Below are 25086 nucleotides of genomic sequence, written 5' to 3'. Positions count from 1 at the left end.
TTATTTCAACTTTTTTAAGAGTATTTCTGCGGCTTCTGCTGCTGATCCTCCTTCTGTAAATAGATCAACTATCATTTGTGCTAATGAAACTATATATAGCCCATTTAACTTTCTTTTTCCATAATGCACATGCTCTTCTTCTATAATAATCCGAATGTTCCCTTTTCCATAAAGTCCTTCGTTCATAAGTAATGTATGCCATTGCTGCAAATCTTCTTTTTTAATATAAAGATCAATTCGTGTTGGGAAAAGATGATGTTGAACGATATTTTCTGCTTGATATGTCGTAAGTGCATAACTTAATCTACACTTTTTTAGTAATTTTAATGGTTCTTTAATCATATATTCACGATATTTTTTTGGCTGTTTATGGATAGTAAGCCAATAGTTGATTAAGCCAATTGGATTGATTACTTTTGTATCTTTCAAAAAATGTTTCTTTTCGAGTTCTCGTAAAAATAAAATAACCCATTGCCGCGTACATTGCGCTTTTTTAGAGAGTTCATTTTTACTCAGGACTTTGCTTTCAGCTAATAATACCCGTAATATCTGTTCTCGTTTTAAACCGCGCATATTATGTAAGTAAACAAACTAATATATAAATGTTACTTACATGTAACTTATCGGTCTTTTTTAAAAAGAGTGATTACATCTACAATCATCCATTGTCTCAAAAATTTTCAAAATAATGGATGAATTTATAAAAAATGAAAGCTAATTCAGATGTAGCATATTTAATGATTGGAGCAATAAATTCAGGAAATCCAATTGCGCCAAAAACAAGAAAACCAAGTTCGCAAAAAATTCGTACCATGAAAAGCGAACTACAGCTTATAAAGCTCAAAATCGAGGGTTTAAGGTACTTCGTAACTAATTGGTAACAACAGTTCCGAAACATTTATATATACTTTCTTTTTCCAGAAACATATCTATGGCATCTTCACAATTTCAACAAGTGGTTGTTAGTTCATTTCATGCAGCTCGGAAGGATATTGTTAAACTGCACCATGAGTTTAAAGCATTAGAAAACCAGATCGATGTACTAAAACTAGAGAATAATCGTTTATCCAACAAAGTCCATCAGCTTGAAAAAGAACAAGATAAAGCCAATAAACACTTATTAGAAATGAGTATTGATGTTGATGGATTAAGACTTGGCAAAAAAACATCTCAGAGTAGAAAATAGTACGTAATAAGTCTGGATTTTAAATTCATTTTGGGGATTTTTCGGGGTTCCTTGCCGATAGGCAAGTCTTATAATCCCAGACGCAAGCCAACTTATGAATCCTTGATTTATATTATTGAGGGAGTCGGGATTATATTTATAGAGAGAAAAATCCAATTGAAATATGATTAAAAAGCTGAACCGGCGCTAAAACTAAAAAAGACTTATTACGTACAAAAAAATAAGAACATTTATATATCATTCTGGACTATTATAATTACACTATGGGCAACAAGAGAGAATTTGACTTAGAGCAATTTGTACAAGGACAATTAGCACGTGATGCTAGCTTAAGACATGATTTAAGTAGATTAACAACTAGCCAAAGTGCTGAATTGCAGGCTGAATTAGGTCATATTTCTAGATTCCAAGCTTTAGAAGATCTTGCTAATGATGTTAATAGAGTTTTTGAAGAATATGATGCAACCAGCAGTTTAAGACTTGTATTTAATGATCCAACAACAGGAACATTACCAATAGATGATTGTCATAAACCTGTAACAATTTACCACTCAAAAGATCTAGCTGGAAGAATAGTTTCTCATAACGAACAACAGGCTGCAATTATTGGACTTAAGCAAACTGCTCATCTGTATACTATGGGCAGAGAAAGAAAAACATACGAACCAATTTTTGCTTTGATTGGAACTATAGTAGGCGATGCCCTTAACTATCAACGAGCCCTTCAACAACGTGATCAAGCAGCAAGAGAACGTGATATGGCCACTCACTTAGCTCATACAGACCAATTAACTGAATTACCTAATAGACATTATTGGGAAAATGTAGTACTACCACGTCTTGACCAAGAAGTAAAAACTGCACTTACAGAGCAAAGATCACCTTTATTTGCTTTAGTAATGACTGATATTGATCATTTTAAAGATTATAATGATAAATTCGGCCATGATATTGGAGATATTGCATTACAAGCAACAGCAAACTCTCTTAGATCAAGTAGTAGGTCAGGTAATGACTCTAGACCAAAAGATGAAGTTGTTATACGTGTAGGCGGAGAAGAAAAATTAGTAGTGTATTTTGATATAGGAAGAGATCATGTATATGCTGTTGCTGACAGAGCAAGACAAAAGGTAACAGCTGACACGCAACAAGGCATTGAAACGCCAAAAGGAAGAACACCTCCGATTACTTTAAGTGAAGGTGCAGTACATTCAAGTGATTTTGACGTTGAAATGAAGGTGTTATATTCAAGAGAAGGAAGAGATTATTTAGCTCAGTTTGTAACTGCAAGTCCACCTCAGAAAGAATTTTTACGTCAAGATTATACAGGTACACCAAAACAATTTCAACGGATGGTTGAACTAGCTGAAGCAGTTCCTCATGCATATAAACGTTTAAGTTCTAGGCTTAAACGAGAGTATACAACTCCTGAAGCATTCTTACGTAATTGTGATTCTGCACCAATTAGAATATTAACTGAAACAATGAAAGGTAAAGCCGATGCTGCACTTTACCAAGCAAAGCATAAAGGTAGAAATAGATTAGTTATGTATCAAAGGGCTGTGTAGAAAATGTAGTTTTTGGTGCCATGCTGGTGATTATCCTTCAAATTAATACGTGGGAAAAAAGGAAATTACAATGGGAATTTTTTCCTTCTTATAACTAAGTGAGATAATCACGGCACCAAAACCGAGGCTATGCCGAGATTTTCTACACAGCCGTATCAAAGATAATAAAATTAAGTTTTAGTTTTAGAAAGCTTTTCTTCAGAATGTTTGTCCTGAAATTTCTTATTATGCTCTTCTACTTTCTTCAGAAGTGGATGCAACTTTGCTTTTTTCTTTTCTTCTTCTAATTGTTTTTGCCGCTGTTTTTCCAGTTCTTTCTGTTTCTGTGTTTGATGTACTTTTTCATAACTTTTATATTCATCTTTCTTAATAATAACAGGCTCTTTAAGACTTTCTTTCTCTTCTTTAGTAAGAGAGTGTTCTTCAGGTTCTTGATGAAGTTCTGCTTCATCATCACTATCACTAGCTGGCTTATCTTTCACTTCAACAACTACTTTTTCCGGAACAACATAACCATGATTTGATTTCTTGTCTTTTTTAAGTTTAAGATACATCAATATGCCAAGCACCATCAAAATAAGCACAAGCAATACAATAATAACTATAAAAATGGTTTCTTTGCTTGATTTAAAGGTCTCTGGATTTGCCAAATCACCGCCAGTAGCATTAGTTTTAGAAGCATTTGTTATAGTACTTGCATTTGAAGGAGCTGCTGCGGAGCTTACATTCTGCTCAGTTTGTTTTTTATTGATTTTGCTATGATAACATTTGGCATCAGGAACTGAACAATAGTCATTGGTAGTTGGATCTTTATCATCGCACTCTTCTGGTTTAGTGCATTCTATAAACTGTTTACAGTCATTATCTTTTGCATAAGACGTGCATTCTGCCGGACAACACTTATCGCCATGCCTGCATTCATCAATTTTTTTATAAACACATTTTCTCGGAGCGCCTTCACAGCTTGGTTTTTCACATGGTGAAGAAGCTTTGCAATCGCTGTTTTTTGTACACTCATTTAATTCTGCTTTAATACATTGATCTTCAGTGCAATCATAACCATCAGGACATCCACAATCACTGCAGCAATAATTCTTTTCATTCTCTTCACAAGTATTATCTCCGCAAACAAAAGGGATAGTTACCGTAATCCAAGCTCTGGTTTCGTCAGCTTTATTAAGAACTTGGTCAAGTGTTGCAGTCATACCAGATACTTTTGTTACTTCGCCGCGCTTAAGGAAAATAGTTTTCCCATTGAACTTAAACATCGCTTCAGCATTATTTACTAATGCATGAAAATAAATAGTAACGCCTGAAACAGTTGTTTGCTCATTTAGCTTAAGTTCAATTGATTCGTTGCCTGCTGCTACCAGCGCTGTTGAGAGTATTGTCATGCAAATAACGATCAGAAATAATATCCCCTTTTTACCCATAAGCCACCACAGAAATGTTCCTAAATAAAAATGTTTCTATTTTCAAAAACAGAATATTTAAAAGTACTTTACGAGTTTTATCTTAGAAAGGGCGATGTAACTCAGCCTGGTTAGAGTGCTACGCTCATAACTAGGTTATCTACTGAGATACGTAGATGTCCCGCGTTCAAATCGCGGCATCGCCATTCTTATATATGGTTAATGCATATGGTTAATTATTTGTTTTATTCGTACAACCGAACCGCGTGAGTGTTGTACTTGCTGTGTTTTTCCCAAGTTTTATTAAAAAGCTGGTGGTAATCGCGGCATCGCCATTCTTATATATGGTTAATGCATATGGTTAATGCATTACTATCTTTTATCTAGAATCAAATGTTATATTTGTGTTTGATATATTTAATCCCCTGTACAAACACAAGATAAATAATCCCAAAACCAATCATAAATAATACAAAATTATAGGGTTTTATGAAATATATAGTTAAGTGAACAACGGTAATAATGATACCTGTCCAGGCAAAAAGCTTAAGGTTGTTCATAAAGATAGCCTCTGTTTTTTAACCTTGTATTTTATCTTTTTGCTTTCTTGCAAAGCTTCTTCCCAGAGTAATAATTTATTTTTAGCGCCATGGTATTGCAAGACGGATTGTGCATTAACAAGAGCTAATTTTAAACTTTTTTCAATATTCTTTGTTTTAATAAAACCTGCTAAAAAGGTTGAAGTAAACGCATCTCCTGCCCCTGTTGTTTCAACTACTCTTACCTTTGTTGCTGGTATACTATAAACATACCTGCCATCATAACAATATGCGCCCTTGTTTCCATCAGTAATAATAACAATATGAGGAACAAGTTTGTAACAAGCTTTGAGAAGATGGGGCATCGATTTATTTCTCGTTAAGGTATTTGTTAATAATACTGCTTCTTCTCGATTAAGAAATAACATGTTAGTTTTAGATAAAATTTTTTGGAGATATTTCGGACCTTTTTTTACAAGATATGTTGTTGGATTAAAAGCAATTTTAATCTTATTTTTTTCTGCATAAATCGCTAATTGCTCTAAGGCGGTATACGCAGAATTAAGTAAAGTGCAGAAGTAAAACCATCTTGTCCTTAGTTTATTTTTTGGGACTTCTGAAAAAGATAATTCATTTGTTATTCCTTTATGCGTTAAAATAGTTCTATCACGGGCATGGGTGCTCGAAAGGATTATGGAATAAGCAGTTGTTCCATCGCATGTGCTCGCAATATAAGTTACCTTCTCTTTTTTTAATTCATCGCAAAGAAAATGACCGTTGTAATCACAACCGATCTTAGAGATGCATCCAGTTTTTAATCCAAGCCTGCTTAAAGCAACTGCGGTATTTGTCGCTCCACCTCCAGTTGAGAGAGATGTTTGTTGAATAAGCATTTTTGTTCCAAGAGGGAAAGAGATATAATTATGTATTACTCGAACATCTGTTAAAGCAAAAATATCAATAACAGCACTTCCCACAGTAATTACATCAAACATAACTGATTTTTGGAAATTGCTATTTATATGTGTTACTCTCTTTAGTACGTAATAAGTCTGGGGTTTTAGCGCCTATTTTGTGAAGCTCTACTCAAATTCACTTTGGGGATTTTTCGGAGTGCCAGAGAGAAAAATCCAATGTTTAATCTCATTTGAAGCTGAACCGGCGCTAAAACCTAGTAAAGACTTATTACGTACTCTCTTTATGGCATACTTTTTATATCACCTCTTATTCAAACACAATAGAGAACTTTGCAAAATACTCGCAAAGCTCGGGTTACTGCCGGTTCGCATTGAGATATATGTTTGACAAAGCAATTTTCTCTCTGGAACCTCGAAAATTGCCCGATAAATATTTCGAAAATGCTCACCTAATAGGCAGTAACCATAATTTTGCAAAGTTCTCAATAAGTAATAGGTGATAAGATGTTAATGAAAATAACTCAAGTAAAACAAGAAACCCCAGATACTAAAACATTTAGGTTTGAAGCTGTTAATCAAGAGAGGATGCTCTTTAAACCAGGTCAATTTGCTATGGTTCATGATATTGAAGTAACTAAAGATGGTGAAAAAAAGAAAGTGAATAGATCATATTCTATTGCTTCTTCCCCTACTAAAAATTACATTGAATTGGTGATAAAAGCAGAACATCCAGGATTAACTTCTCCTAAATGGATCAATGAAGTTAAAGAAGGAGAACAGTATGAAGTAAAAGGCCCTTTTGGAAAATTTGTATATACTGAAGATATGAAAGGCGATGTTGTTTTAATAGGCGCTGGGTCAGGAATTGCTCCATTAAGAAGCATTGTTTATTATATACTTGAACAGAAGCTGCCGACTGCTGTTTATTTGATTTATTCAAATAAAACACAGGAGGATATTATTATGAAAGATGAATTTCTTAGCTTAGAGGAAGACCATAATAATTTTGAGCTTGAATTTACTTTAACGCGAGAGCCTGAACATTCTGACTGGGAAGGTCATCGCGGCAGAATTGATTATGAATTTTTAGAAGACTGCATTGGATTTCTTGAAGATAAACTATATTATCTTTGCGGTCCAAAAGAGTTTGTTATATCTATGGAAAGTTTATTGAAAGAGCATAATGTTCCTGCTGAAAAAATAAAAAAGGAGATTTATGGATGATTACAAATTGGGTCTTATACCCCACAGCTTGCTGTGGTCGGGTAGGCAAATTTGAGGCATTTTTTTTGATTCCAGCATTTTTCGTCATAAGTTCGTGACAAAAAATAATAGTTTCTCTGACGTACAACGATAGTTTTATTAATGAGAAGTTACTACTTTCTAATCAGTCCATATCAAATTTATTAAATTTGATATAAGGGGGTTTTACTATGAAGAAAGTGTTATTGATCTTAATGATTATGTTGCTAGCATTTGCTGCTGGATGTAATACTGCTCCAAAAGATGTGCCAGAGCAGAAAACACAACCATCTCAAGCAACAGTGTCCATGGCTCCTGTTGTAGTTACCTATGTTTCGCCAAGCAAGGAAGAAACAAAAAAAACAAAGCCAACAAAAACAAAAGTAACAACAGAACTTGATGGAACAATTATGCATGAGCGGGAAAACATTGTTTATTGTGAAGAAGTTTCAGATAATAGCATTGAAGATAATTGTTTTACCAACCCTGATTATGTTGTTGCAGTTGCTTCAAAGTCACCTAATTTCTGTCAAAGTTTAGATGACAATTACCGCAAAAGCGAATGCTTAACCTATCTGCAAGAAGGTTATGGTGTTAATGAATAGATACATAAGTAAGTTTTATTCTTTTTTCTCTGTTTTTTGCGTTATCTACACTTTAGTAAGCGACAAAAGTAAATCATAAAACAAATCGCTTACTAATGTTTATCCAATTGTTATCGTAGCGAACCTTTGATGGTGAGCGGAGGTTTTGAATTCCCAAAAATTCTTAACCCACATTCTTCGCATAATGCCAAGCATTATACGGCTTTGCCTAACTTTTGAAAATTATTTTACCTCTTAAAGACTTACAAAATCCAGAATCAGAGATATCATAAGTAAAATTTTCATATTTCAATTCTTTATTTTCTTTTAATTGTGAGATAGTATTAATTAATTGTGTACAATCTTCCATCTTTCCAGATATATTTATTAAAATATAGTTTTTTCGTGTGCTCTTTGCAATTGCCATAATCTTGCTATTAACATTTTTAGTGTTTGTAAGTTCGCTAGGCGAAACCAAAACAGCTAAAGAATCATAATTGTAAGCCCAATCATTAAACTTTTTTTCAAAATCCTTTTGTTGAGTTATTTTTTCAGTTTCTATTTCGTCCAATACTTCTTGTATATTTTTAGTTGTTAGCATATTTACAATATTTAACCCTCTTTGTCCATATTTTTCTTCTACGGTTGCTTTAATAACATCAGAATCAGAATGCAATCCTTTGTCAATTAAATTTATCATAGACTTACCCTGTAGCATAATTGGTTGATCTACTTGTGGTAACATATTATATAATGATTTTAATTTATCATCCTCAAAGATTACTTCATATATTTGCTCGGGTTTTTCTGGGTCTGTAGATATAACTACTTTCTTCTTTGCCCAGAGTTTCTCAAAAACCCAGAATGCTTTTTCTTTCCATTTCTTTGGGATGAGTCGATAAAAAAATAGAATTTGCTTTAATCCCGATAAAATTTCAGATGGAGATGCAACAACCTTTGAAACAATAGACTCAATTACCCTTATACCAGCAATTACCCTTTCTTGGCTTTCTTTTTGTTTCCTATCTTTCTCATTAAGTTTACTATCTTTTCCCCCAACCATGTTACCTCTTATTTATGAGAAACAATATGTTCAGCAAAGCAATAAGATTTATTAGTTACAAAGGTTGCAGAACCAGGAAGAATAGAAAAATCCTCAGAATGAATATGACTTCCTGAATAAGGGCAAACCAATTTTTTTCCAGTTTTTTTATCAATTATAAATCCTTCTTTGTCTACATCTTTTCTTAATAACTCAAGAATAACATCCCTATTCTGCTTAGTGACTTGAAGATATTCCATTTTAGTTCCCTCTTTTTATTATTGAATTTTATCTTTAAGTTTATAAATCCTTCTATTTGCTATATTAATATACAAATATATACACTGTCAATCGCCTCTACCTATAAAACCCACGATGGTATTAGAGATAAACTACTAAGTTTAAATAATTTTCCAAACATTAGTAAGCGACAAAAGTAAATCATAAAACAAATCGCTTACTAATGTTTATCAGACATAACAATTGTTATGAGTTATTTATGTCTGGTATTACTTCATAAAAAACTATATAAACCATTATCAATAATCTAGATGATCTTATGAAAGCATTGATTATTATTGCACAAGAAGGTTTTCAGCCTCATGAATATACTGAAACTAAAAGAGTGTTGGAAGAACACAGTATTTTTTGTAGTACAGCATCTATTAAAAAAGGTATTTGTGTTGATAAATTCAAAGGAAAAGTTGAAGCAGAACTAGCAGTAAAAGATGCAAAGGTCCAGAATTACGATGTTATTGTAGTTATTGGCGGTCCAGGAGCGCCTAGTCTCGCAGATCATAAAGAAGTGCTTACTCTTTTGCGGACAGCACAGAGAAAACACCTCCCTTTAGCAGCGATTTGCATTGCACCAATGGTGTTAGCAAAAGCAGAAGTATTAGAAGGTAAATCTGCAACTATTTGGAATGAAGATGGTCAGCAATCTGAAGTGTTGCATGATTTTGGCGCAATTTTTGTTGATGAGTCAGTAGTAGTAGATGAAGGACTGGTAACAGCAGACGGTCCAGCAGCAGCAACAGCTTTTGGCGAGAAGATTGTTGAGATGCTGCAATAACATAGCATCTCTTCATTGCAAAGCTTTTTATACTTGTTTTGCTCAAATAAGACTATGGCAATGAAAAAGGTACCAGACATTAAAATATTAGTCTATGTGGTTATAATCTTACTTGTTTTGTTTATTTTGAAGTATTTTGGTTATGTTTGAAAAAGATGATATCATGGCTTTTACCGGTAGTTTAGACTGGAAATTATTATTAATTGGTGCCATAGTCCAAGGAGCGCTTGTTTTTATTAAGTTGCAAAGAGGTAAATTTAATTTTTATAAAGAGGTTCAGGTAGATAACACCACTCAAATAATTCAGGAGAACATATCACTATATAAAATAGTAACCACTATTTTAAATTTGTTTTTTGCAGGTTTTTTTGTTATGTTATTAAATCCTGAAACAGCAGCTCTCATAATTGTTACAGCTTTATCATGGGATAATATTATTTTAAAATATCTAGAATCAGGGGTGTAAGCATGAGTAAATTATATGAAAAATTAATAGGTAAAATTCCGGAAAGCGCTATTACAACAGGTACTAATGTGGAAATTGCCACTGCCTCAGGTGATAAGATAAAAGGAAGCGTTACTTATCTTGATTTGGATAGGGGATTATTTAAAATCAAAACTAAGAAAGGCGAAAAAGAGGTAGCTCAAAGTAATATCAAAACAATTTACAAAATTGCAGTTTAATTTTGCAGGTATATTAACCAACATAAATAGTAGCAATGTGACAATAGTACCTTTTATCCAGCAAATAATAAAAACCTTTTAAAATAGTAAATTTCTAGGTATAACCATGTGCAGAATGTTGTTAGCTATAGGAAATATAGATATGGGTTCGTTAATAGATAGCCTTATCTTGATGGCTAAAGATAACAACCAATATCATGAAAATAATAAAGAAGGCAAAGGTACTTATAAACATGAAGATGGCTGGGGTATTGCTTATTATAATAATGGCAAATGGACAGTAACGAAATCAACAAGCTCTTGCATAGATGATGACGAAATTGCAACCTTGCGAAATATTCATCCAAAAATGGCGTTATTGCATGCGCGAAAGGCAATAGTAGGAGAAAAGAAATATCAAAATACACAGCCTTTTCAATATAAAGATTTCATGTTTATGCATAATGGCCATCTTAAAGATCCTGTTGTTTTTGCTAAGAAATTTAAGCCAGAAGGTCAGACTGATTCAGAACAATTCTTTTATGGGTTGTTAACACAATTAGAGAAAAGTGATGTTCCAAAAGATATTCTTGAATATCTTGATACTTTTAAGAATTACAGCGCTCTTAACTTTGTCCTTGCAGAACCTGACAAAACCTATGCAGCAACTAAGTTCTCGCAAAAGCCAAATTATTTCAAAATGAAGTTAGGGAAAAGAAGTGACTTATTGGTTATTAGCTCTGAAATTGTACCAACAATTCCTAATGTAACGTGGAGTCATATGAATGATGGAGATTTAATTGTCATTAACAACTTAACTTTGGAATTTAAGCATTATATTAAAGAAGAACCAGATGAAGAAGTTGAAGTTGGGGAGTTGTATTAATCATCTTCACCATAATGAAAATCCAATCCTGTTATTTTTTTGAAATTACGTACCGCTTTTCTTAACTTTTCCAATGCTCTTGCTTCTATTTGCCTGATCGCTTCCCTAGTAACACCATCCGCATCCCCCAACGCTTGTAATGTTTGTTTTTCTCCTTCAGTTTCCATACCAAATCGGTTATATAATACGTTCATTTCTCTTTCACTTAATTTAGCAGCAGCAGATAATCTCTTTATCATTCTCCGAATAGAACTTCTTTGTGACATTGCATCTGTTTCTGCATGAGGATCTTTAATCTGAACACCTAAGGTATCTCCTTCCTCTTCACCAATTTGCTGTTCGAGTGAAACGACATCTTTTTTTGACATTAATGCTTTTTCAATTCTCTCTGGATTAACTTCTAACTTTTTTGCTATCTCTTGAAGTGTTGGTTCCCTGCCCAATTCATGGAATAAACTGCGTTTAGTTCTTTGTATAGCACGTATATGTTCAAGCATATGAATCGGAACTCTAATGGTGCGTTCAGTGTTGCCTATTCCTCTGGTGATTGCCTGTCTAATCCACCACGTAGCATAGGTTGAAAATTTATACCCACGTTCATAATTAAATCTATACGCAGCTGTTTCCAATCCTTCACTTCCATAAGCAATACAATCAAGAAATTGTGTATGAGTTCTCTGATATTTTTTAGCAATAGAAACAACTAACCTGAGATTTGCTTCTGCAATGTATCTTTTCTGATCAATAATCTCAGTAAATTTTCCTTCTAATGTCTCAAGTTGTTCGCCAGTAATACCTATTGGTTTTACTAGGGGCAATGGATCAAGATCATCAGCATCAGATTGAGAATCTACAGCTATTTGAGCATTTTTTATTTCAGTTTCAACTCTTTGACGATAATAAGCTGATAATTGTTCATAACCATTGCCTAAAGAAGAACGCACTATTTTTTTAAATAGTTGATTATGCTGTTCAAAAGCAGGTTCTTCTCCTTGCATTAATTGCTGGTATTCTGCATGTGCTTGATCAACAACGCTAGATAATTCCTTGCGTGCGCTATTGTGCGCAGCTTTATGAACTTCACCATCAGCATCAACAATATCTGAACTAACATAGGTTTTCCAGAACTCAAAAAATTCTCCTGGATTAAGGGTATAAGCATAAACTAAAAAGTCAGTTCTTAACTTATCAAACTCTTTAAATTCTTCAACTTCTTCTTCTCGAGTAAATAATCTTCCGTTTCTTAATTGTTTCATAACAAGTGAAATAATGGGATTACTGCGTTTTCGATCTTTTAGAATCCTCTGCGTTACTTCTTCATCATCTTCATTCGCAGTATCTGTTGCTGTACGAGTACTACGTTCTCCGATAGATGGTTTAGGTTTATAATCTTGGACAACCTTTGATTTAGTTTGAAGAGCTCTTTCTGCAACAATTGGAATATATGAATGATGTATAACTTCTTCTAAAACGTAAAGTGGTGGTGGAATACTATGAACAGAAAAAGGAAGTTTTCCATTATAGTTTCCATTATTGGATGGTTGCTGCTTTTGTTGTTGTTCAAGTTCAGCAAGTTGTGTTTCAAGTATTGCTTTATCTACATCAAGGAATTTTGCTAAGGTTGAAACAAGCACTCCGTTATCTTCCCATGAATTCTTTTGCTGACCACTTAATGCCGGATGTTCTCTCCTCATATAAACTGCAACAAGACTGCCAAGATATTCTCCTTTCCTATTTCTTACTAAGTTTCTATCAAAACGCATTTGTTCAGCAAATAATCCTAATTCGTGCAGTTGATCAGCAGTATATATTGCATACGGATTAAGTTTTGATAAACCATTTCTTACTTTATCTGAATCGAGAAGCATAACTAAGGGAACGTTGTTTGCATAAGGATGATTTGCGAGGGTTGTCATGGGAGTGTTTTATTTCATTAAATTAAGTGGAATTACTCTTATGCGAAAATCTTCCACTACACAAAATGAACTTTTAAATGGTACTTTCATCTGCAAGAAACAAAAATCTGCACCTCATTTCATAAAGGATATACTGATTCTAAAGTAATAGTATGTGCTGAATATTCTAATGCTGCAAGTATATCTTCTTTTTTTAATTGAGGATAATTTTTTAAAATTTGTTCAAAAGTCCATCCTTGGACAAGCAGGTCTAAGATAAAGCTCACACTAATTCTTGTTCCTTTAATAATTGGTTTACCAACAACAATGTTAGGATTTAGGTCTATACGTTTGCTCAATTTTGTTGTCATAATATAATATTAATATGTATCATTTATTTAAATTTTGTTATTAAAATTCATACATTACTTATTATAACTAGATATGATAATTATTACTAACCACCGGAAGAGTTAAATATACCCTGTTTACATGATTAACTATGGAAACAGTTTCATATCCTTTAAGAATACCGCAAGAGGTATTAGTGCTAGCAAAATAAAAATATGCCTATGGCACTGAAAGATTATACTTCTCAGCAACATTCTTGCCTTCTTTCAAAGCATCAACAACTAGGTTATAAGCCTCTCTAAAACGCTGCCGTACTTTAGTTGCAGGTTTTTTATGTTCATCAGGTTTAAAATAATCACGTTGAATGAGAGTACTAATATCAGTTTCTGATCTACTAAACATTATTGATAGTTCATTAAGTCCGTATATCTTTCTCTGACTTGTATCTTTTCCATTAATAAAATTACAAGCAAACAGAAATAAAATGTCTTCTGCACAAAACCAATATCCTCCCCAAACACGAAAGTAGTCCTGATGTTTCTTTCTTGCTTGTGCTAAAGCACCAATAGTTTTTCGTAAACAACTGGTAACTAACCTCTCAGAGAGTCGATCATCAAAGGTATATTGACTACTACCCTTATTTGGAAATTTGATTTTTCCACTTTTTGGATCATAAAGTCCTTCTTTAATCAGTCTCTCTTCTATCCCTAATGCTAAATACAAGGTGGGATTTGTTTCTAAAATAGTTTTGGTATCACGACCTCTACCTTTTCTATATTCTGCATCTTGGGTAAGCTTTAATTCTAACATACCATTTTTATATTCAACATGAAGAACTTTTGTTGCAGGATCTAATCCTACAACTTTAAGAAGATCTTGCTCAGTTATTGGTGTAGAACAATGTCTATTAATAGCATCTACAAGACGATCAGATAAAACATAACCAAATACTTTGCCGCTAACATAATCTGCTCCTCTTATTAAATTTCCTCTGAGATCGCCAGTTTTTAGAGAATATGGTCCACAAAATTCTGCAACCTTTTTACCATTTAACAAAGGCATTTCTCCCAATAACTGAGTTTCTTTTATTACTCTTTTTATTAATGCAGTATCAGCTATTTCAGGCAATGCTCTTTTAGGTTTATTTAATGAAGCGCGTTGAGCTGCATACGCTAATCCTCCTTCAGTTAAGAGAAAAAAATTGAATTGCTCACCATTTGCGTCTAATTCAAACTCTTTTCTTGCCATTCCTCGACCAGTCATTTCCATGAGAAGTTTAAACACACCTCTCTCATAATAATCTATACCTCTTTTTTGTAAAAGATCGTAGAGAGTTCCAGCAGTATAAATACCAAATCTTACAACATCAGTAATAGTAGTATCTAGCGTAGGAGATGATGATTCTGGAGGTGAAACAAGGGGAAGCAGAGGAGAAACACTTGTAACTCTCTTGGATGTACCAACAAGTTCTGTAATAACACTCTCAGGGATAGCATATCTTAATCTTGGATCATCAGGCAGGCAACCAACACGCTGTGTTAAAGGATGATCTAACACTCCCACTATTTGCTCATCATCTAATCCTTTTGTTCGTAAATCATCCACACAATAAAGTGTTGCTGGTTTGCCATCGGCAGAAAGTATCTGTATTAATGGAACTCCAGTGATATTTCCAGTTTCAGGTAAAGGCTGTACTTTAACAGAAGCGATCATCATATGCAGTTTTGCTGCCTCCATCAAATAAGCGCTAGTTCTTACGACTTCTTCCAATTGGGCTGCTCGTTCTTCAGTGCCATTAGTGGATAATACATGATGAGCAACACCTAAATTTTTGACAACTACTTCATATTCAGCTTGATAAACATTAATATCATCAGAAGGGTGATTAATAAAATGCTGAGCTCTTTCCAATGCTTCGGTAATAAAATCAGATTGAGCTCTGTTTGTTGTTTCTGCAAGAACTGCTTCAAGGTCACTCATTGAGATAGAAAATCAGTTATTATTTATAAACGTAATGAGTTGTTTTTGACAACTCATTAATAACAAAATATATAAACCATTTTACTAAGAAATAGCTATGGTTCAGAAAACGCTTCAGCAGTTAAAGCTACCTCTATTAGTTTTTCTTATCATCATTATTATTGGATCTGTTTTATTAACCGTTACGTATCTTGAAACTAAGCAAAAAAAGCCAGATATTCTGAAACTCCAAAAAAATACGCAGTCTCAGCGTGGTGTTGTCAGTGAAGTTTCAGAAGATGCTATTGGGATTGATCCTGAAGCATATTTAACAACATGGAATTTTAATAATCTTCCAGAACAAGAACGGAAAAAATATTATCGCGAGACAAAGCAGGAAGATGGATCATTATTGCGTGAATATTGGATACATGCTGAAGATAAAGAAATAGAAATTGCTCCTGGTGTTTTCTTTCCAGCATGGACATACAATGGTCAAGTTCCTGGTCCTAGCATTCGAGCAACTGAAGGTGATAAAATTAAAATTTATTTTACTAATCGAGGAACTAAGCCGCATAGCTTACATTTTCATGGTTTTCATGATCCAAGTATGGATGGTTCAATGCCAGAACAAGTAGTGCTTCCTGGACAATCCTTTACTTATGAATTTACTGCTGAACCATTTGGCGTGCATTTATATCATTGCCATGGATTTCCTGTAGCGCAGCATATTCACAAAGGATTGTATGGTGTTTATATTGTTGATCCAAAACCAGAAAAAGATACTCGTCCAAAGCCAGACCAAGAATTGATTATGCTGATGAATGGTTTTGATACTAATTTTGATGAAGAGAACGAAGTATATGCAGTGAATAGTATTGCATTTTATTATGACCAACATCCTATTAACCTTAAAGCAAATGAACTGGTAAGAATTTATCTGGTTAATATGCTTGAATTTGATCAGATTAATTCATTTCATGTTCATGCAAACTTTTTTGATGAATACAAAACAGGAACAAAATTAACTCCAGACACATTTACTGATATAACTGTTCTTGGTCAAGGTGAACGGTCAATAATTGACATGACTTTCAGATATCCTGGAAGGTATATGTTTCATGCCCATAAAACAGAGTTTGCAGAAAAAGGATGGATGGGGCATTTTGAGGTAATAGATGAAAAAACAAAAAAAACAGATATTGAAATGCACTAACATTAAAGAATGCTTTAAGCTTGGAGAACAAGCATTGCTCCCCATAATTTTATTAGTAATTTTTCTCTTTGTATTTATGAAATTTGGACCGTTAGGTGTGTTCAAAGGTGATATGCCCCCACTGGAAAAAATCCTTATCCAGCGTGTTATCTTTACTCCAGAAGAAATGAAACTGCTGATATTTAACGACGGTCCAGAACCAGTCACTATCAGTCAAGTGATGATCAATGATGTGTATTGGAAATTTGATATCATTCATAATGTAGATTTATCTGCATTATCTTCTCAAACGTTGAAACCATTAGACAAAGCAGTTATTGTTGTTAATTATCCATGGGTTGAAGGTGATACTGAACATATTACGCTGGTTTCAAGCACTGGTGTCACGTTTGACAAAGAAGTAGCAGTTGCTTTTCTCAGTCCACATTTTAGCAGATTATATCTTGACAGTTTTATATTGCTTGGTTTGTATATTGGTGTGATTCCAGTTTTTTTAGGATTATTATGGTTTCCATTTTTGCGAAATTTATCAAGAAAATGGTTTACCTTTTTGATCTCGTTAAGTATAGGTATTTTGGTATTTCTTGGATTTGATGCATTAGGAGAAGCGCTGATATTAATTTCTGAAATTCCAGAAGCAATGAATGGTATTGGTATCGTCATCATTGGATTTATCGGCGCAGTTCTTGTTTTAGGTGGTGTAAGCTACATTACCATATATCACCAAACAAAAAAATCATATCATGCTTCATTATGTCTTGGTTATTTAATTGCTCTCGGCATTGGCATTCACAATCTTGGTGAAGGATTGGCAGTTGGCAGCGCCTATGCTTTAGGGGAGATTGCTCTCGGCAGTTTACTGGTTATTGGGTTTATGATACATAACATTACTGAGGGCATTCCTATAATATCTCCTTTAACTAAAAAATCAGGCAAGATTCCGAATTTATTAACACATTTAATTATGATGGGTCTTATTGCAGGCGGCCCAACTATTATTGGCACCCTGATTGGCGGATTTTCTTATTCAGTTGCTTTGAGCGCATTCTTCCTAGCATTTGGCGCAGGTTCGATATTTACCGTAGTGTTTGATATACTTCAAAGCCTGAAAACAACAACTAATGCTGAAAACTCGTGGAAATCGGTCTGCACCGTAGAAAACATTATTGGGTTTATTATTGGCTTATTAGTAATGTATGTGACAGGATTTATGGTTGTTGGATGAAAGTAACTTAGAATTTTTTATAGCCAAATAACTTATTATATTCCTAACTACATTGTTTACACTTCCAAACTATCTTCTAACATTTTTTTAAGATGTTCAGGTTCAGAATAAATCCATTGTACTCCTTTAGGTCCATACATTATTTTTCCACTTTTCCATAAATATTCCAAAATAATAATTAATGTTTGATGCATAACTTGTTTGGATAATTTTTTTTTAATTTCTGAAATTTTTAAAGGAATATCTCTATGTTCTTTAAGAAAATCCTCTACCATTAAAACAGTTGTAAGATTAGGGTATCTTTTAATAGGAGGTTCTTCTTCTATTATTTCACTTTTTGTTATTTTTAGTTTTTTAGTGTTCATTTTATATCAATTGATATTTATTAAGTATTAATATATAAATGTTTCTATCCCAAGTTGATGGTTTGCTTTGGGGGGAACAAATGCAATAGTTACTACTCAAGAGTTTATAAAAATTTATAAATGAAATTAACTTTTTGTTTTTAAAATGGTCAAGCAAGCATATTTGAATACTAATATCAGGTCTGTTGTTCAAGATCCTGTTGATAAACATCATGGAATTAGATATGAAAGAGATTTAGTGGTAGTTAAATACAATAGTGGGAGATCTCATACCTTAAATACTTCTTCAGGGGAATTAATACTTGGTGATTTTCAGGACGAGTATCCAGTTGTTATTGCACTTGTTGGTTATGGAGTTTTTAAAGCGAAAAAATTTGCTCCAAGAGTAGCTCCACAAAAAGATGAATTTGATTCTTTTCCTACAATGTTTGAATTAGAACGAATAACAACAGAACCTATTTCCATTAATGGACTTGTAAAATTAGTTTCAGATTGGACTGTTGCTATTAAAGATGATTATTTTGAAGAACAAGAAAGACTTGTTCATAGATTAATGGTAGCTTACCAAGAAGCAGTAGGTAGTTCACCTTTGAAAAAGCCTGTGTTAGAAGGAGTTTATGAGGCAATGAGAAAAAAAAACAATAGTTTACTTGAAGTAATTGCAGATCCTAACACAGAAGATGTAATAAGAAGGATTCGTCAGGGTTTAATTTATGAAAGAAAAGACTTTGAAGCTGCCTTTGGCAACCAATTGTTTAACCGATTAAGACAAGAACATGGAGAACCACAATATCATAATTAATCATGTTTTTCAAATATATTTCACTCTTTTCAATGTGACAAAACTAATCTCTCCTACATCTTCTCGATGAACTTCTTTCCATTGTTGTCCATCCCATTTTGGAAAATAAGTATCCCCTTCGACATTTTTATGAACCAAGGTTAATTCCATAGTATCTGCAATATTTAATCCTTGCTGGTAAACTTGCGCTCCGCCAATAATAAATAATTTCTTTGCATGAAATTGATGCTCAGCTAAAATAATCGCTTTGGTTAATGATTCAACTGGATAGCATCCCTGCAATGTTAATGGTTCATATTGCGATAAATCTCTGGTAAGAACAATATTTTTTCGATTTGGCAATGGCTTTCCAATGCTTTCATAGGTTTTCCTTCCCATAACTACCGGATGTCCTATTGTCAATGCTTTAAAATGCTGAAAATCTTCTTTGTAATGCCACGGCAACCTATTATTTTTGCCAATAACAAAGTTTTCAGCAAGTGCAGCAATGATGATAATTTCCATAAGGTCACCGTTGTTTTAGTTCAGGTATTTATTTTTTTGTATTTTCCTTTGTTTTTATTTCTTGGATTACACGTATTAAATATTCTTTTAAGGTATGAAAAAATAGCTTTAAATCTTGCGGTTCTTGCTGAAGAAGAATATTCTCTTGAAAGTCTTTAAACGCTTTCAACACATGTTCATTTTCAAGAAGATTATTCCTGTATTTTTCATAGTTTAACATAAACATTGTTTTTTCAATGATATTTACCTTGTAATTATTAATTTTTTCTCCAAGAAATCTTAGTATAAAATATAGATCAACAAAATCCCTTTCTTTAACAGCCTGCCGTGTTAGTATAGCCCTTGCTTTTTCTAAGAGAATTTCATGGAGATCATAGCATAGTACCTTTATAGTTGTGTTAAAAGAACTCATTTCCTGAGGAAAGAGAAATAACAATTCTTTTTTATTTTTTTCTGAAAGTAGGTGGAGCAGTGAAATTGCATTTTTTGATTTAAAAGGATACTTAAAAACTTCAACAAAATTAATTTGTATTTTTATAAACATTTCTCTTTGTAATTCAACCGAAATATACCATAATTTAAAGGTAACAAACTTATTGCTTCCGCCAAATTCATGATACTTATTATTTTTTTTATCAATGTTGTAATCAAATGACAGCTTCTTGCATTTGTCATCGAGCAATGTTGTTAGGATGTCTATTTCTTTAGATAATAATTTTCTGATATTCTTCTCGGTTTTCTTTTCAAATAGATCTTGCGCTATAAAACTAAAATCTAAATCTTCAGAAAATCTATAATATCCCAGATAGCATTTAGTTAGGCATGTTCCACCTTTGAAGACATAGTTTTTTTTAAAATAGTCATCCCTCATCAACTCTGTTAGAAGAAGATGTAACAAAAGGTCTTTTTCTAAGAGTTCTTTTCTTATATTTCCAAGCTTTTCACCAATATTATCAATGAAATCTTTTGGAATCATATGGTTGCAAGACCTCTTTTATAACAACTGATACTGTCGTTGGGTAAAAAAGCAGGTATTTTTTAATTTTCTTCTTAGAACACAAATGAAGATATTCTTTAACTTTATTTTTAATAATAAGGTTATTTAATCCACGATTTTTATCTAAATAAATCATATCTAAAATTGTTTTTTCAGGGTCGGAATAAGGGAGAGTTGTTTTTGATATACCAAACCCAAACAAACTTGATTTTATTTTAATAAATTTGATTTTGTGATCCATGATGGTTATAGGTTTAGACCTAAACAAACTATCACTTACAATATAATCAACCGTGAAATATTCATGAGTAACATTGTTCAATTTTAATGCAGTTTCAAGTCCAAAATACCAGTGTTTTACTCCTTTTAGTTCAAGTGCAGCTTTTAAAACTCCATAAAGCGTAATATCTATTTTTTTCAGTTTTCGCTCTTCAAACGAATTCAGGTAAAATATTCCCTTCAAGATCCGAATAACATATCTATTCCTCAGCAAGTACTTTATAGTAGATAAATAATCAATCTTTAGTTCTTTACAATAGTTCTTCAGGGTATCAGCTGCGATAACCTTGTTTTTCTCAGCTACAAGTTTCCTTATTAAAAGTGTTAGTTTCATTTTATATCATAAAGATACATATTATGACACTTTGTAATATATAAATGTATCGGGAAAAATTAAGTATTAAGCCTTATTTTCCTATCAAACAGCAATCGGCAATTTTATCGCAGGATGAGGATCATAATTCAATAATTCAAAATCTTCAAATTTTAATTCCCAAAATGGTTTGCTGGCAATCTTCAATTGCGGCAGAGATTTTGGTGTTCGCAACAACTGTTCTTTTGCGCCATCAAGATGATTAACATAAATATGGCAGTCATTAATATAATGGCTGAATTGCCCAAGCTGCAATCCGCATTCCTGTGCTAACATTTGCGTTAACGCAGCATAGCTTGCCATGTTAAAAGGAATCCCTAACATTAAATCTCCTGAACGTTGTGTGAGATGGCAGTTTAATTTTTTATCATTAGTCACATGAAACATAAACATGGTGTGGCAGGCAGAAGGCATAACTGTTTTTTTAGGATCATTATCTTGACGATAAAAATCTGCAGGATTCCATGCAGAAACAACCATGCGCCTGTTAAAAGGGTTTGTTTTCAAATCATCAATTATTTTTTGAATTTGATTAATATGATTGCAAGTAATTTCCCCCGTGTGAGGATCTTTTACATACTGTTCCCACTTAACCCATTGATAACCATAGGTTTGCCCTAATTCCCAGTTTTTTTCTTCTGATGCCCACGCATTCCAGATTTTAGTTTTTTCTTTTAAATCTTTAATATGAGTAACTCCTGATAAAAACCATAATAACTCATGGATAATAGAATTAAAAAATACTTTTTTAGTGGTTAATAAAGGATAGCCTTTTGCAAGATCGATTTTATAATGAGCGCCGAAATACGAAACAGTATCAGTGCCTGTTCTGTTGCTTCGCTGTTCTCCCTCTGCTAACACCTTTTTAATCAAATCCAAATAAACTTGCATAGAAAATGGCAGTAAGAACTGTTTTATAAAGATTATTGAAATGAAAAATGAAATAATCTAGTCTCCTCTTAAAGTTAACCTTGTTATAACTCCATCATCGCCAATTTCAATATCAAAATCTCTCCTCGAATTATTTCTTAAATTGAATAGAATTTGGTCTGCTAAATGTTCGCGACAACTATCATCGAAACCACTTGGAGGAAGATCGTATGCTCGTAGGTAATTAGATCGTTGAAGAGGTGGTAAATAATAGGTAACACCACCTGCCTTAATCTCCTCATATCTATTACTATTATTATGATCATTACCTCGAGTTTGCTGTTTATTAAGATCAGATACTTCGATTCCTGCTCTTTTAATTCCCAAAAAATCACAGATTATTTCATAACGTGAAACACGATGAGGGCTATGAAAACAATCAACTCCTCGAATCTTTGCAACCCATTTTATTATACAACTTTGTTTTACTTCAGGATGAACACGTGCTAATTCAGCAATATTAACAGAACCATAATCCTGTTTTCGTCGAACTGCATCATTATGAACTTCATAAAAAAGTGGTAAAGGATCAGGAGGAACTTGTTTATCTGCAAAATATTCTTCAAATATTTCTAAAGCCGTAGTATCAGAAATCACACCGCTCTGATATAAATAGTTTAAATCAACAAGCCCTTTTATTTCCATTTTAGTTCCATCACTTGATAATGAGGGATACACTTTTAGTTTAGATAAAGCAAGAACTAATCCGATATATATTACTTCACTACTACTGGTTATAGTATAAATCATTACTCCATCATCTTTCCTCGCTTGTGGCATTATTTCAGAATGATCTAAAAATCCTTGAAGAAATGCCCTTGCTTCAGGAACAGTAGTAATATAGTCTCGTAACGATGTTCTTTGTAAGCCACGAACCAGTCTCACAAGACCAGCATTATGAATAACAACTCTTTCACCTTTAACAGGTGGTTTATAACCTGAAATTGTTTTAACTGCATCAACCAATCTTTTTCTTATCGGTGGAGATGGATGTTCTCTGGATAAACTCGCTTGTGTTTCTTCAGAGGGTGCATGATTTGAAACAACGCCTAAAACATAAGCAAACGCACTACGCTGTTCTCTTGTTGTTGGGAGATATGACCGTGCATAATAGGTTAATTTCATGGGAAAACAACCATTTCTCCACGTAATTACGGTTGGCAAGTGAAGTTGGTATGTTTTACTGATAACTCCTGGCCTAACAACGCTCCCTCGTGCAGCTAAATATCCAAGATAGATTCTTCTTACAAGATCTTGAAGTCTAAGTATTTGAGATCTTTCTCTGTAACATTCATTATCACGAACATTTTGAAGAAGCTGATCTAAACTAAGACCCTGTAAAGGTGTGCCTTTTAATGGTATTGCTGCTGCATTACTTAATCCATCCATGAACACAAGAAACTCAACTGCTCTTTTAAATATTACTATTAACAAATAGTGAAATTATCTCCTACCAGAACCATTTTGATTTGGTGTAATTGAGATTACTCTGCAACTTTTTGGATCATACTTTATGTTAATATCACATTGTTTATCACCTTGTAAACAACGTTCAAGTTCTTCTCGAAGATGGTATGCTTCATTAATATCCATCATATCTTTATCTGAAACATCATAAGTTTTCAAGTATTGCTGTTGTGCATGTCTTGGCACAACAAATAATCTTCCATCTTCAACAGGAATAAACAATTTTTCATTTCTAAAAACTGGCTGTTCAGTTTCATAAACATGAGGAAATTTCAACCATGCTAAAGCTTCTAAGTAACTATCAACACCTCGTGGTTCTTTTTTCTTATAACTTCTATTTCCTGTGATATCACAAACCCATGAATTTAAGGTAACACGATCAACACCAAACTGTTTTCTTAATTGAGGAAAGTCAATAGCTTCACCCTTTTGCTTTCTTCTTCGAACAATCCTTCGTACATGATAATAAGTATCAACATCATAAGTTGCTGGTTTAGCTGTTTCTAAAAATGCATTAAGATGTTTTCTCTGTTGAGTTTTGGCAACAATTTTTAGTTGATATAATCTTTCAAGATCTCGATAACGTTCAACAACAACTCTGTATCCATTTTCAATTATGGGGTAAACATCTAATTCAAAAAATGCGGTTATAAGAAAATCAATACCGATATCATCTTCTGACTGCAGTGAAATTCTCATGCTTGTTTTTCTTTTGAGGGGTATAACCGGCGCTGCATCAAAATAGCCTTTAAGAAATGCAATTCGTTCCTCGTCTGAAGCAACATACTTTTCAAAATTGCATTCAAGTTGACAGGTAACAGCTCTTACGAACATAGGATCAAATGTTTCTCGAGTGTTACGGTCTTTTGCTGGTGGTTTTCCTCTTATTGCAGCGAATGCTTTGCTAAACCTTTCAGCAGCTCTTGTATCATGAAATGTACGCTTGATACTTTCAACAGGATACTGTAAGCTGTTTATTCCAGGGCTTATAAGATGCTGTATGCCAGCATGTTTATAGCAAAAGCTTCCTAAAAGATAAGCAAATGAAATCCTTTCCTCATCTGTTGTTGGTATATAAGGTCGTTGATACTTTCTTAATATTCTTGGGATTATTCTTCTAGCTCGCCACGATTCTACTGTTGATTGAGAAAGTCCATAACCCTGTGCAATTTCACGAACTATTCTTTTTCTTGTATAAATCTCAACTGCTGCATGATACATCCTTTCTACTTCTTCTTTTATCCTAATAACTTCTTCAGTATCTTGATTCCAGCAGTTATTGATTTCCACATTTCTTAATAACTGATCAAGCGACATGCCTTCCAGAGATGTGCCATGAAGCAGCTCTGTTTGATCTAAGCTTAATGCTATTGACATAACAGAGGGAAATAGAGATGCTTTTTTAAATTATTATAATTAAATTATTACAATAATCCTTTTTCAATCAATTCTTTTTTCTTTACTTCCCGCCTCATATGGCCATATTTATCTTCAGGAGAATATTTTGCTGGCTTTGGAGAAACGGCTTTTCCACCGCAAGAACAATGTTCATTCATCGTATATTTCTGACAACCGATGCATTTCAGAATATGTTTTGCCATACCATCACTTT

At 33.3% G+C, this 25086-nt stretch carries 29 protein-coding genes and 1 tRNA gene; 13 read left to right on the top strand and 17 right to left on the bottom strand.

The window, feature by feature from the left end:
• Positions 1-573: a hypothetical protein gene (locus tag HYY69_00880; protein ID MBI3032000.1), complete on the bottom strand. Its 573-nt coding sequence runs from the start codon at positions 571-573 to the stop codon at positions 1-3.
• Between the two features lie 134 nt (positions 574-707).
• Between HYY69_00880 and HYY69_00875 the strand changes: the two genes are divergently transcribed.
• From HYY69_00875 to HYY69_00865, 3 genes are all read left to right on the top strand, one after another.
• Positions 708-881, top strand: coding sequence for a hypothetical protein (locus tag HYY69_00875; protein MBI3031999.1), 174 nt, complete (start codon positions 708-710; stop codon positions 879-881).
• Between the two features lie 50 nt (positions 882-931).
• Complete coding sequence (locus HYY69_00870; GenBank protein MBI3031998.1) at positions 932-1186, top strand: hypothetical protein; 255 nt, start codon at positions 932-934, stop codon at positions 1184-1186.
• A gap of 263 nt (positions 1187-1449) precedes the next feature.
• On the top strand, positions 1450-2754 hold the full coding sequence (locus HYY69_00865) for a GGDEF domain-containing protein (protein ID MBI3031997.1): 1305 nt from the start codon (positions 1450-1452) through the stop codon (positions 2752-2754).
• 170 nt (positions 2755-2924) lie between these two features.
• Here the strand turns inward: HYY69_00865 and HYY69_00860 are convergent, their stop codons facing one another.
• Positions 2925-4187, bottom strand: a complete 1263-nt coding sequence (locus HYY69_00860; GenBank protein MBI3031996.1) for a hypothetical protein — start codon at positions 4185-4187, stop codon at positions 2925-2927.
• Between the two features lie 90 nt (positions 4188-4277).
• On the opposite strand from HYY69_00860, the gene HYY69_00855 reads away from it, so the two are divergent.
• Positions 4278-4372 (top strand) — tRNA-Ile (locus tag HYY69_00855).
• A 183-nt stretch (positions 4373-4555) separates the two neighbouring features.
• Here HYY69_00855 and HYY69_00850 read toward each other — a convergent pair.
• Together HYY69_00850 and HYY69_00845 are read right to left on the bottom strand one after the other, a co-directional pair.
• Complete coding sequence (locus HYY69_00850) at positions 4556-4726, bottom strand: hypothetical protein (protein MBI3031995.1); 171 nt, start codon at positions 4724-4726, stop codon at positions 4556-4558.
• Complete coding sequence (locus HYY69_00845) at positions 4723-5700, bottom strand: carbohydrate kinase family protein (protein ID MBI3031994.1); 978 nt, start codon at positions 5698-5700, stop codon at positions 4723-4725. Before HYY69_00845 ends, HYY69_00850 begins: the two co-directional genes overlap by 4 nt.
• A gap of 426 nt (positions 5701-6126) precedes the next feature.
• Here HYY69_00845 and HYY69_00840 point away from each other — a divergent pair, with 426 nt between their 5' ends.
• Both HYY69_00840 and HYY69_00835 read left to right on the top strand, forming a co-directional pair.
• Positions 6127-6846 carry an oxidoreductase gene (locus HYY69_00840; protein ID MBI3031993.1) on the top strand — a complete coding sequence of 240 codons (720 nt, stop codon included), beginning with the start codon at positions 6127-6129 and terminating at the stop codon, positions 6844-6846.
• A gap of 209 nt (positions 6847-7055) precedes the next feature.
• Entirely contained in the window at positions 7056-7469 is a 414-nt protein-coding gene (locus HYY69_00835) for a hypothetical protein (GenBank protein MBI3031992.1), read from the top strand.
• A 208-nt stretch (positions 7470-7677) separates the two neighbouring features.
• On the opposite strand, the gene HYY69_00830 is transcribed toward HYY69_00835, so the two are convergent.
• Both HYY69_00830 and HYY69_00825 read right to left on the bottom strand, forming a co-directional pair.
• Positions 7678-8511, bottom strand: coding sequence for a hypothetical protein (locus tag HYY69_00830; GenBank protein ID MBI3031991.1), 834 nt, complete (start codon positions 8509-8511; stop codon positions 7678-7680).
• A gap of 8 nt (positions 8512-8519) precedes the next feature.
• Positions 8520-8750, bottom strand: coding sequence for a hypothetical protein (locus HYY69_00825; protein ID MBI3031990.1), 231 nt, complete (start codon positions 8748-8750; stop codon positions 8520-8522).
• A gap of 299 nt (positions 8751-9049) precedes the next feature.
• On the opposite strand from HYY69_00825, the gene HYY69_00820 reads away from it, so the two are divergent.
• The 4 genes from HYY69_00820 (at position 9050) to HYY69_00805 (ending at position 11111) form a co-directional block, all read left to right on the top strand.
• A complete protein-coding gene (locus tag HYY69_00820; GenBank protein ID MBI3031989.1) occupies positions 9050-9562 on the top strand; it encodes a DJ-1/PfpI family protein in 513 nt (170 codons plus the stop codon).
• 142 nt (positions 9563-9704) lie between these two features.
• Positions 9705-10028 carry a hypothetical protein gene (locus HYY69_00815; protein ID MBI3031988.1) on the top strand — a complete coding sequence of 108 codons (324 nt, stop codon included), beginning with the start codon at positions 9705-9707 and terminating at the stop codon, positions 10026-10028.
• Between the two features lie 2 nt (positions 10029-10030).
• On the top strand, positions 10031-10246 hold the full coding sequence (locus tag HYY69_00810; GenBank protein ID MBI3031987.1) for a hypothetical protein: 216 nt from the start codon (positions 10031-10033) through the stop codon (positions 10244-10246).
• Between the two features lie 106 nt (positions 10247-10352).
• Positions 10353-11111, top strand: coding sequence for a class II glutamine amidotransferase (locus HYY69_00805; protein MBI3031986.1), 759 nt, complete (start codon positions 10353-10355; stop codon positions 11109-11111).
• Here the strand turns inward: HYY69_00805 and HYY69_00800 are convergent.
• From HYY69_00800 to HYY69_00790, 3 genes are all read right to left on the bottom strand, one after another.
• Positions 11108-13027, bottom strand: a complete 1920-nt coding sequence (locus tag HYY69_00800; protein ID MBI3031985.1) for a sigma-70 family RNA polymerase sigma factor — start codon at positions 13025-13027, stop codon at positions 11108-11110. The genes HYY69_00805 and HYY69_00800 overlap by 4 nt on opposite strands.
• A 119-nt stretch (positions 13028-13146) precedes the next feature.
• A complete protein-coding gene (locus HYY69_00795; GenBank protein MBI3031984.1) occupies positions 13147-13377 on the bottom strand; it encodes a DUF433 domain-containing protein in 231 nt (76 codons plus the stop codon).
• A 199-nt stretch (positions 13378-13576) separates the two neighbouring features.
• Positions 13577-15337, bottom strand: coding sequence for a hypothetical protein (locus HYY69_00790; protein ID MBI3031983.1), 1761 nt, complete (start codon positions 15335-15337; stop codon positions 13577-13579).
• Between the two features lie 97 nt (positions 15338-15434).
• Between HYY69_00790 and HYY69_00785 the strand changes: the two genes are divergently transcribed.
• Both HYY69_00785 and HYY69_00780 read left to right on the top strand, forming a co-directional pair.
• A complete protein-coding gene (locus HYY69_00785) occupies positions 15435-16532 on the top strand; it encodes a multicopper oxidase domain-containing protein (GenBank protein MBI3031982.1) in 1098 nt (365 codons plus the stop codon).
• Positions 16495-17757 carry a metal transporter gene (locus tag HYY69_00780; protein MBI3031981.1) on the top strand — a complete coding sequence of 421 codons (1263 nt, stop codon included), beginning with the start codon at positions 16495-16497 and terminating at the stop codon, positions 17755-17757. The genes HYY69_00785 and HYY69_00780 overlap by 38 nt, the downstream gene beginning before the upstream one ends.
• A gap of 56 nt (positions 17758-17813) precedes the next feature.
• On the opposite strand, the gene HYY69_00775 is transcribed toward HYY69_00780, so the two are convergent.
• A complete protein-coding gene (locus tag HYY69_00775; protein ID MBI3031980.1) occupies positions 17814-18032 on the bottom strand; it encodes a hypothetical protein in 219 nt (72 codons plus the stop codon).
• A gap of 235 nt (positions 18033-18267) precedes the next feature.
• Between HYY69_00775 and HYY69_00770 the strand changes: the two genes are divergently transcribed.
• Entirely contained in the window at positions 18268-18924 is a 657-nt protein-coding gene (locus tag HYY69_00770; protein MBI3031979.1) for a hypothetical protein, read from the top strand.
• A gap of 9 nt (positions 18925-18933) precedes the next feature.
• On the opposite strand, the gene HYY69_00765 is transcribed toward HYY69_00770, so the two are convergent.
• From HYY69_00765 to HYY69_00735, 7 genes are all read right to left on the bottom strand, one after another.
• Entirely contained in the window at positions 18934-19428 is a 495-nt protein-coding gene (locus HYY69_00765; protein MBI3031978.1) for a dihydrofolate reductase, read from the bottom strand.
• A gap of 28 nt (positions 19429-19456) precedes the next feature.
• Positions 19457-20404, bottom strand: a complete 948-nt coding sequence (locus HYY69_00760; GenBank protein MBI3031977.1) for a nucleotidyl transferase AbiEii/AbiGii toxin family protein — start codon at positions 20402-20404, stop codon at positions 19457-19459.
• On the bottom strand, positions 20382-21038 hold the full coding sequence (locus tag HYY69_00755) for a hypothetical protein (protein MBI3031976.1): 657 nt from the start codon (positions 21036-21038) through the stop codon (positions 20382-20384). The genes HYY69_00760 and HYY69_00755 overlap by 23 nt, the downstream gene beginning before the upstream one ends.
• Before the next feature lie 84 nt (positions 21039-21122).
• Entirely contained in the window at positions 21123-21968 is an 846-nt protein-coding gene (gene thyA, locus HYY69_00750; protein MBI3031975.1) for a thymidylate synthase, read from the bottom strand.
• Positions 21969-22025: 57 nt separating this feature from the next.
• Positions 22026-23396, bottom strand: coding sequence for a hypothetical protein (locus tag HYY69_00745; GenBank protein ID MBI3031974.1), 1371 nt, complete (start codon positions 23394-23396; stop codon positions 22026-22028).
• 54 nt (positions 23397-23450) lie between these two features.
• Positions 23451-24851: a hypothetical protein gene (locus tag HYY69_00740; GenBank protein MBI3031973.1), complete on the bottom strand. Its 1401-nt coding sequence runs from the start codon at positions 24849-24851 to the stop codon at positions 23451-23453.
• Between the two features lie 47 nt (positions 24852-24898).
• On the bottom strand, positions 24899-25075 hold the full coding sequence (locus tag HYY69_00735; GenBank protein MBI3031972.1) for a ribosome biogenesis protein: 177 nt from the start codon (positions 25073-25075) through the stop codon (positions 24899-24901).
• Positions 25076-25086 lie beyond the last annotated feature (11 nt).

This window comes from Candidatus Woesearchaeota archaeon (assembly GCA_016192995.1).
Lineage (GTDB): Archaea > Nanobdellota > Nanobdellia > Woesearchaeales > DSVV01 > JACPTB01.
The sequence above is the reverse complement of the archived record's forward strand: the minus strand, read 5'-3'. Positions and strand labels throughout refer to the sequence as shown.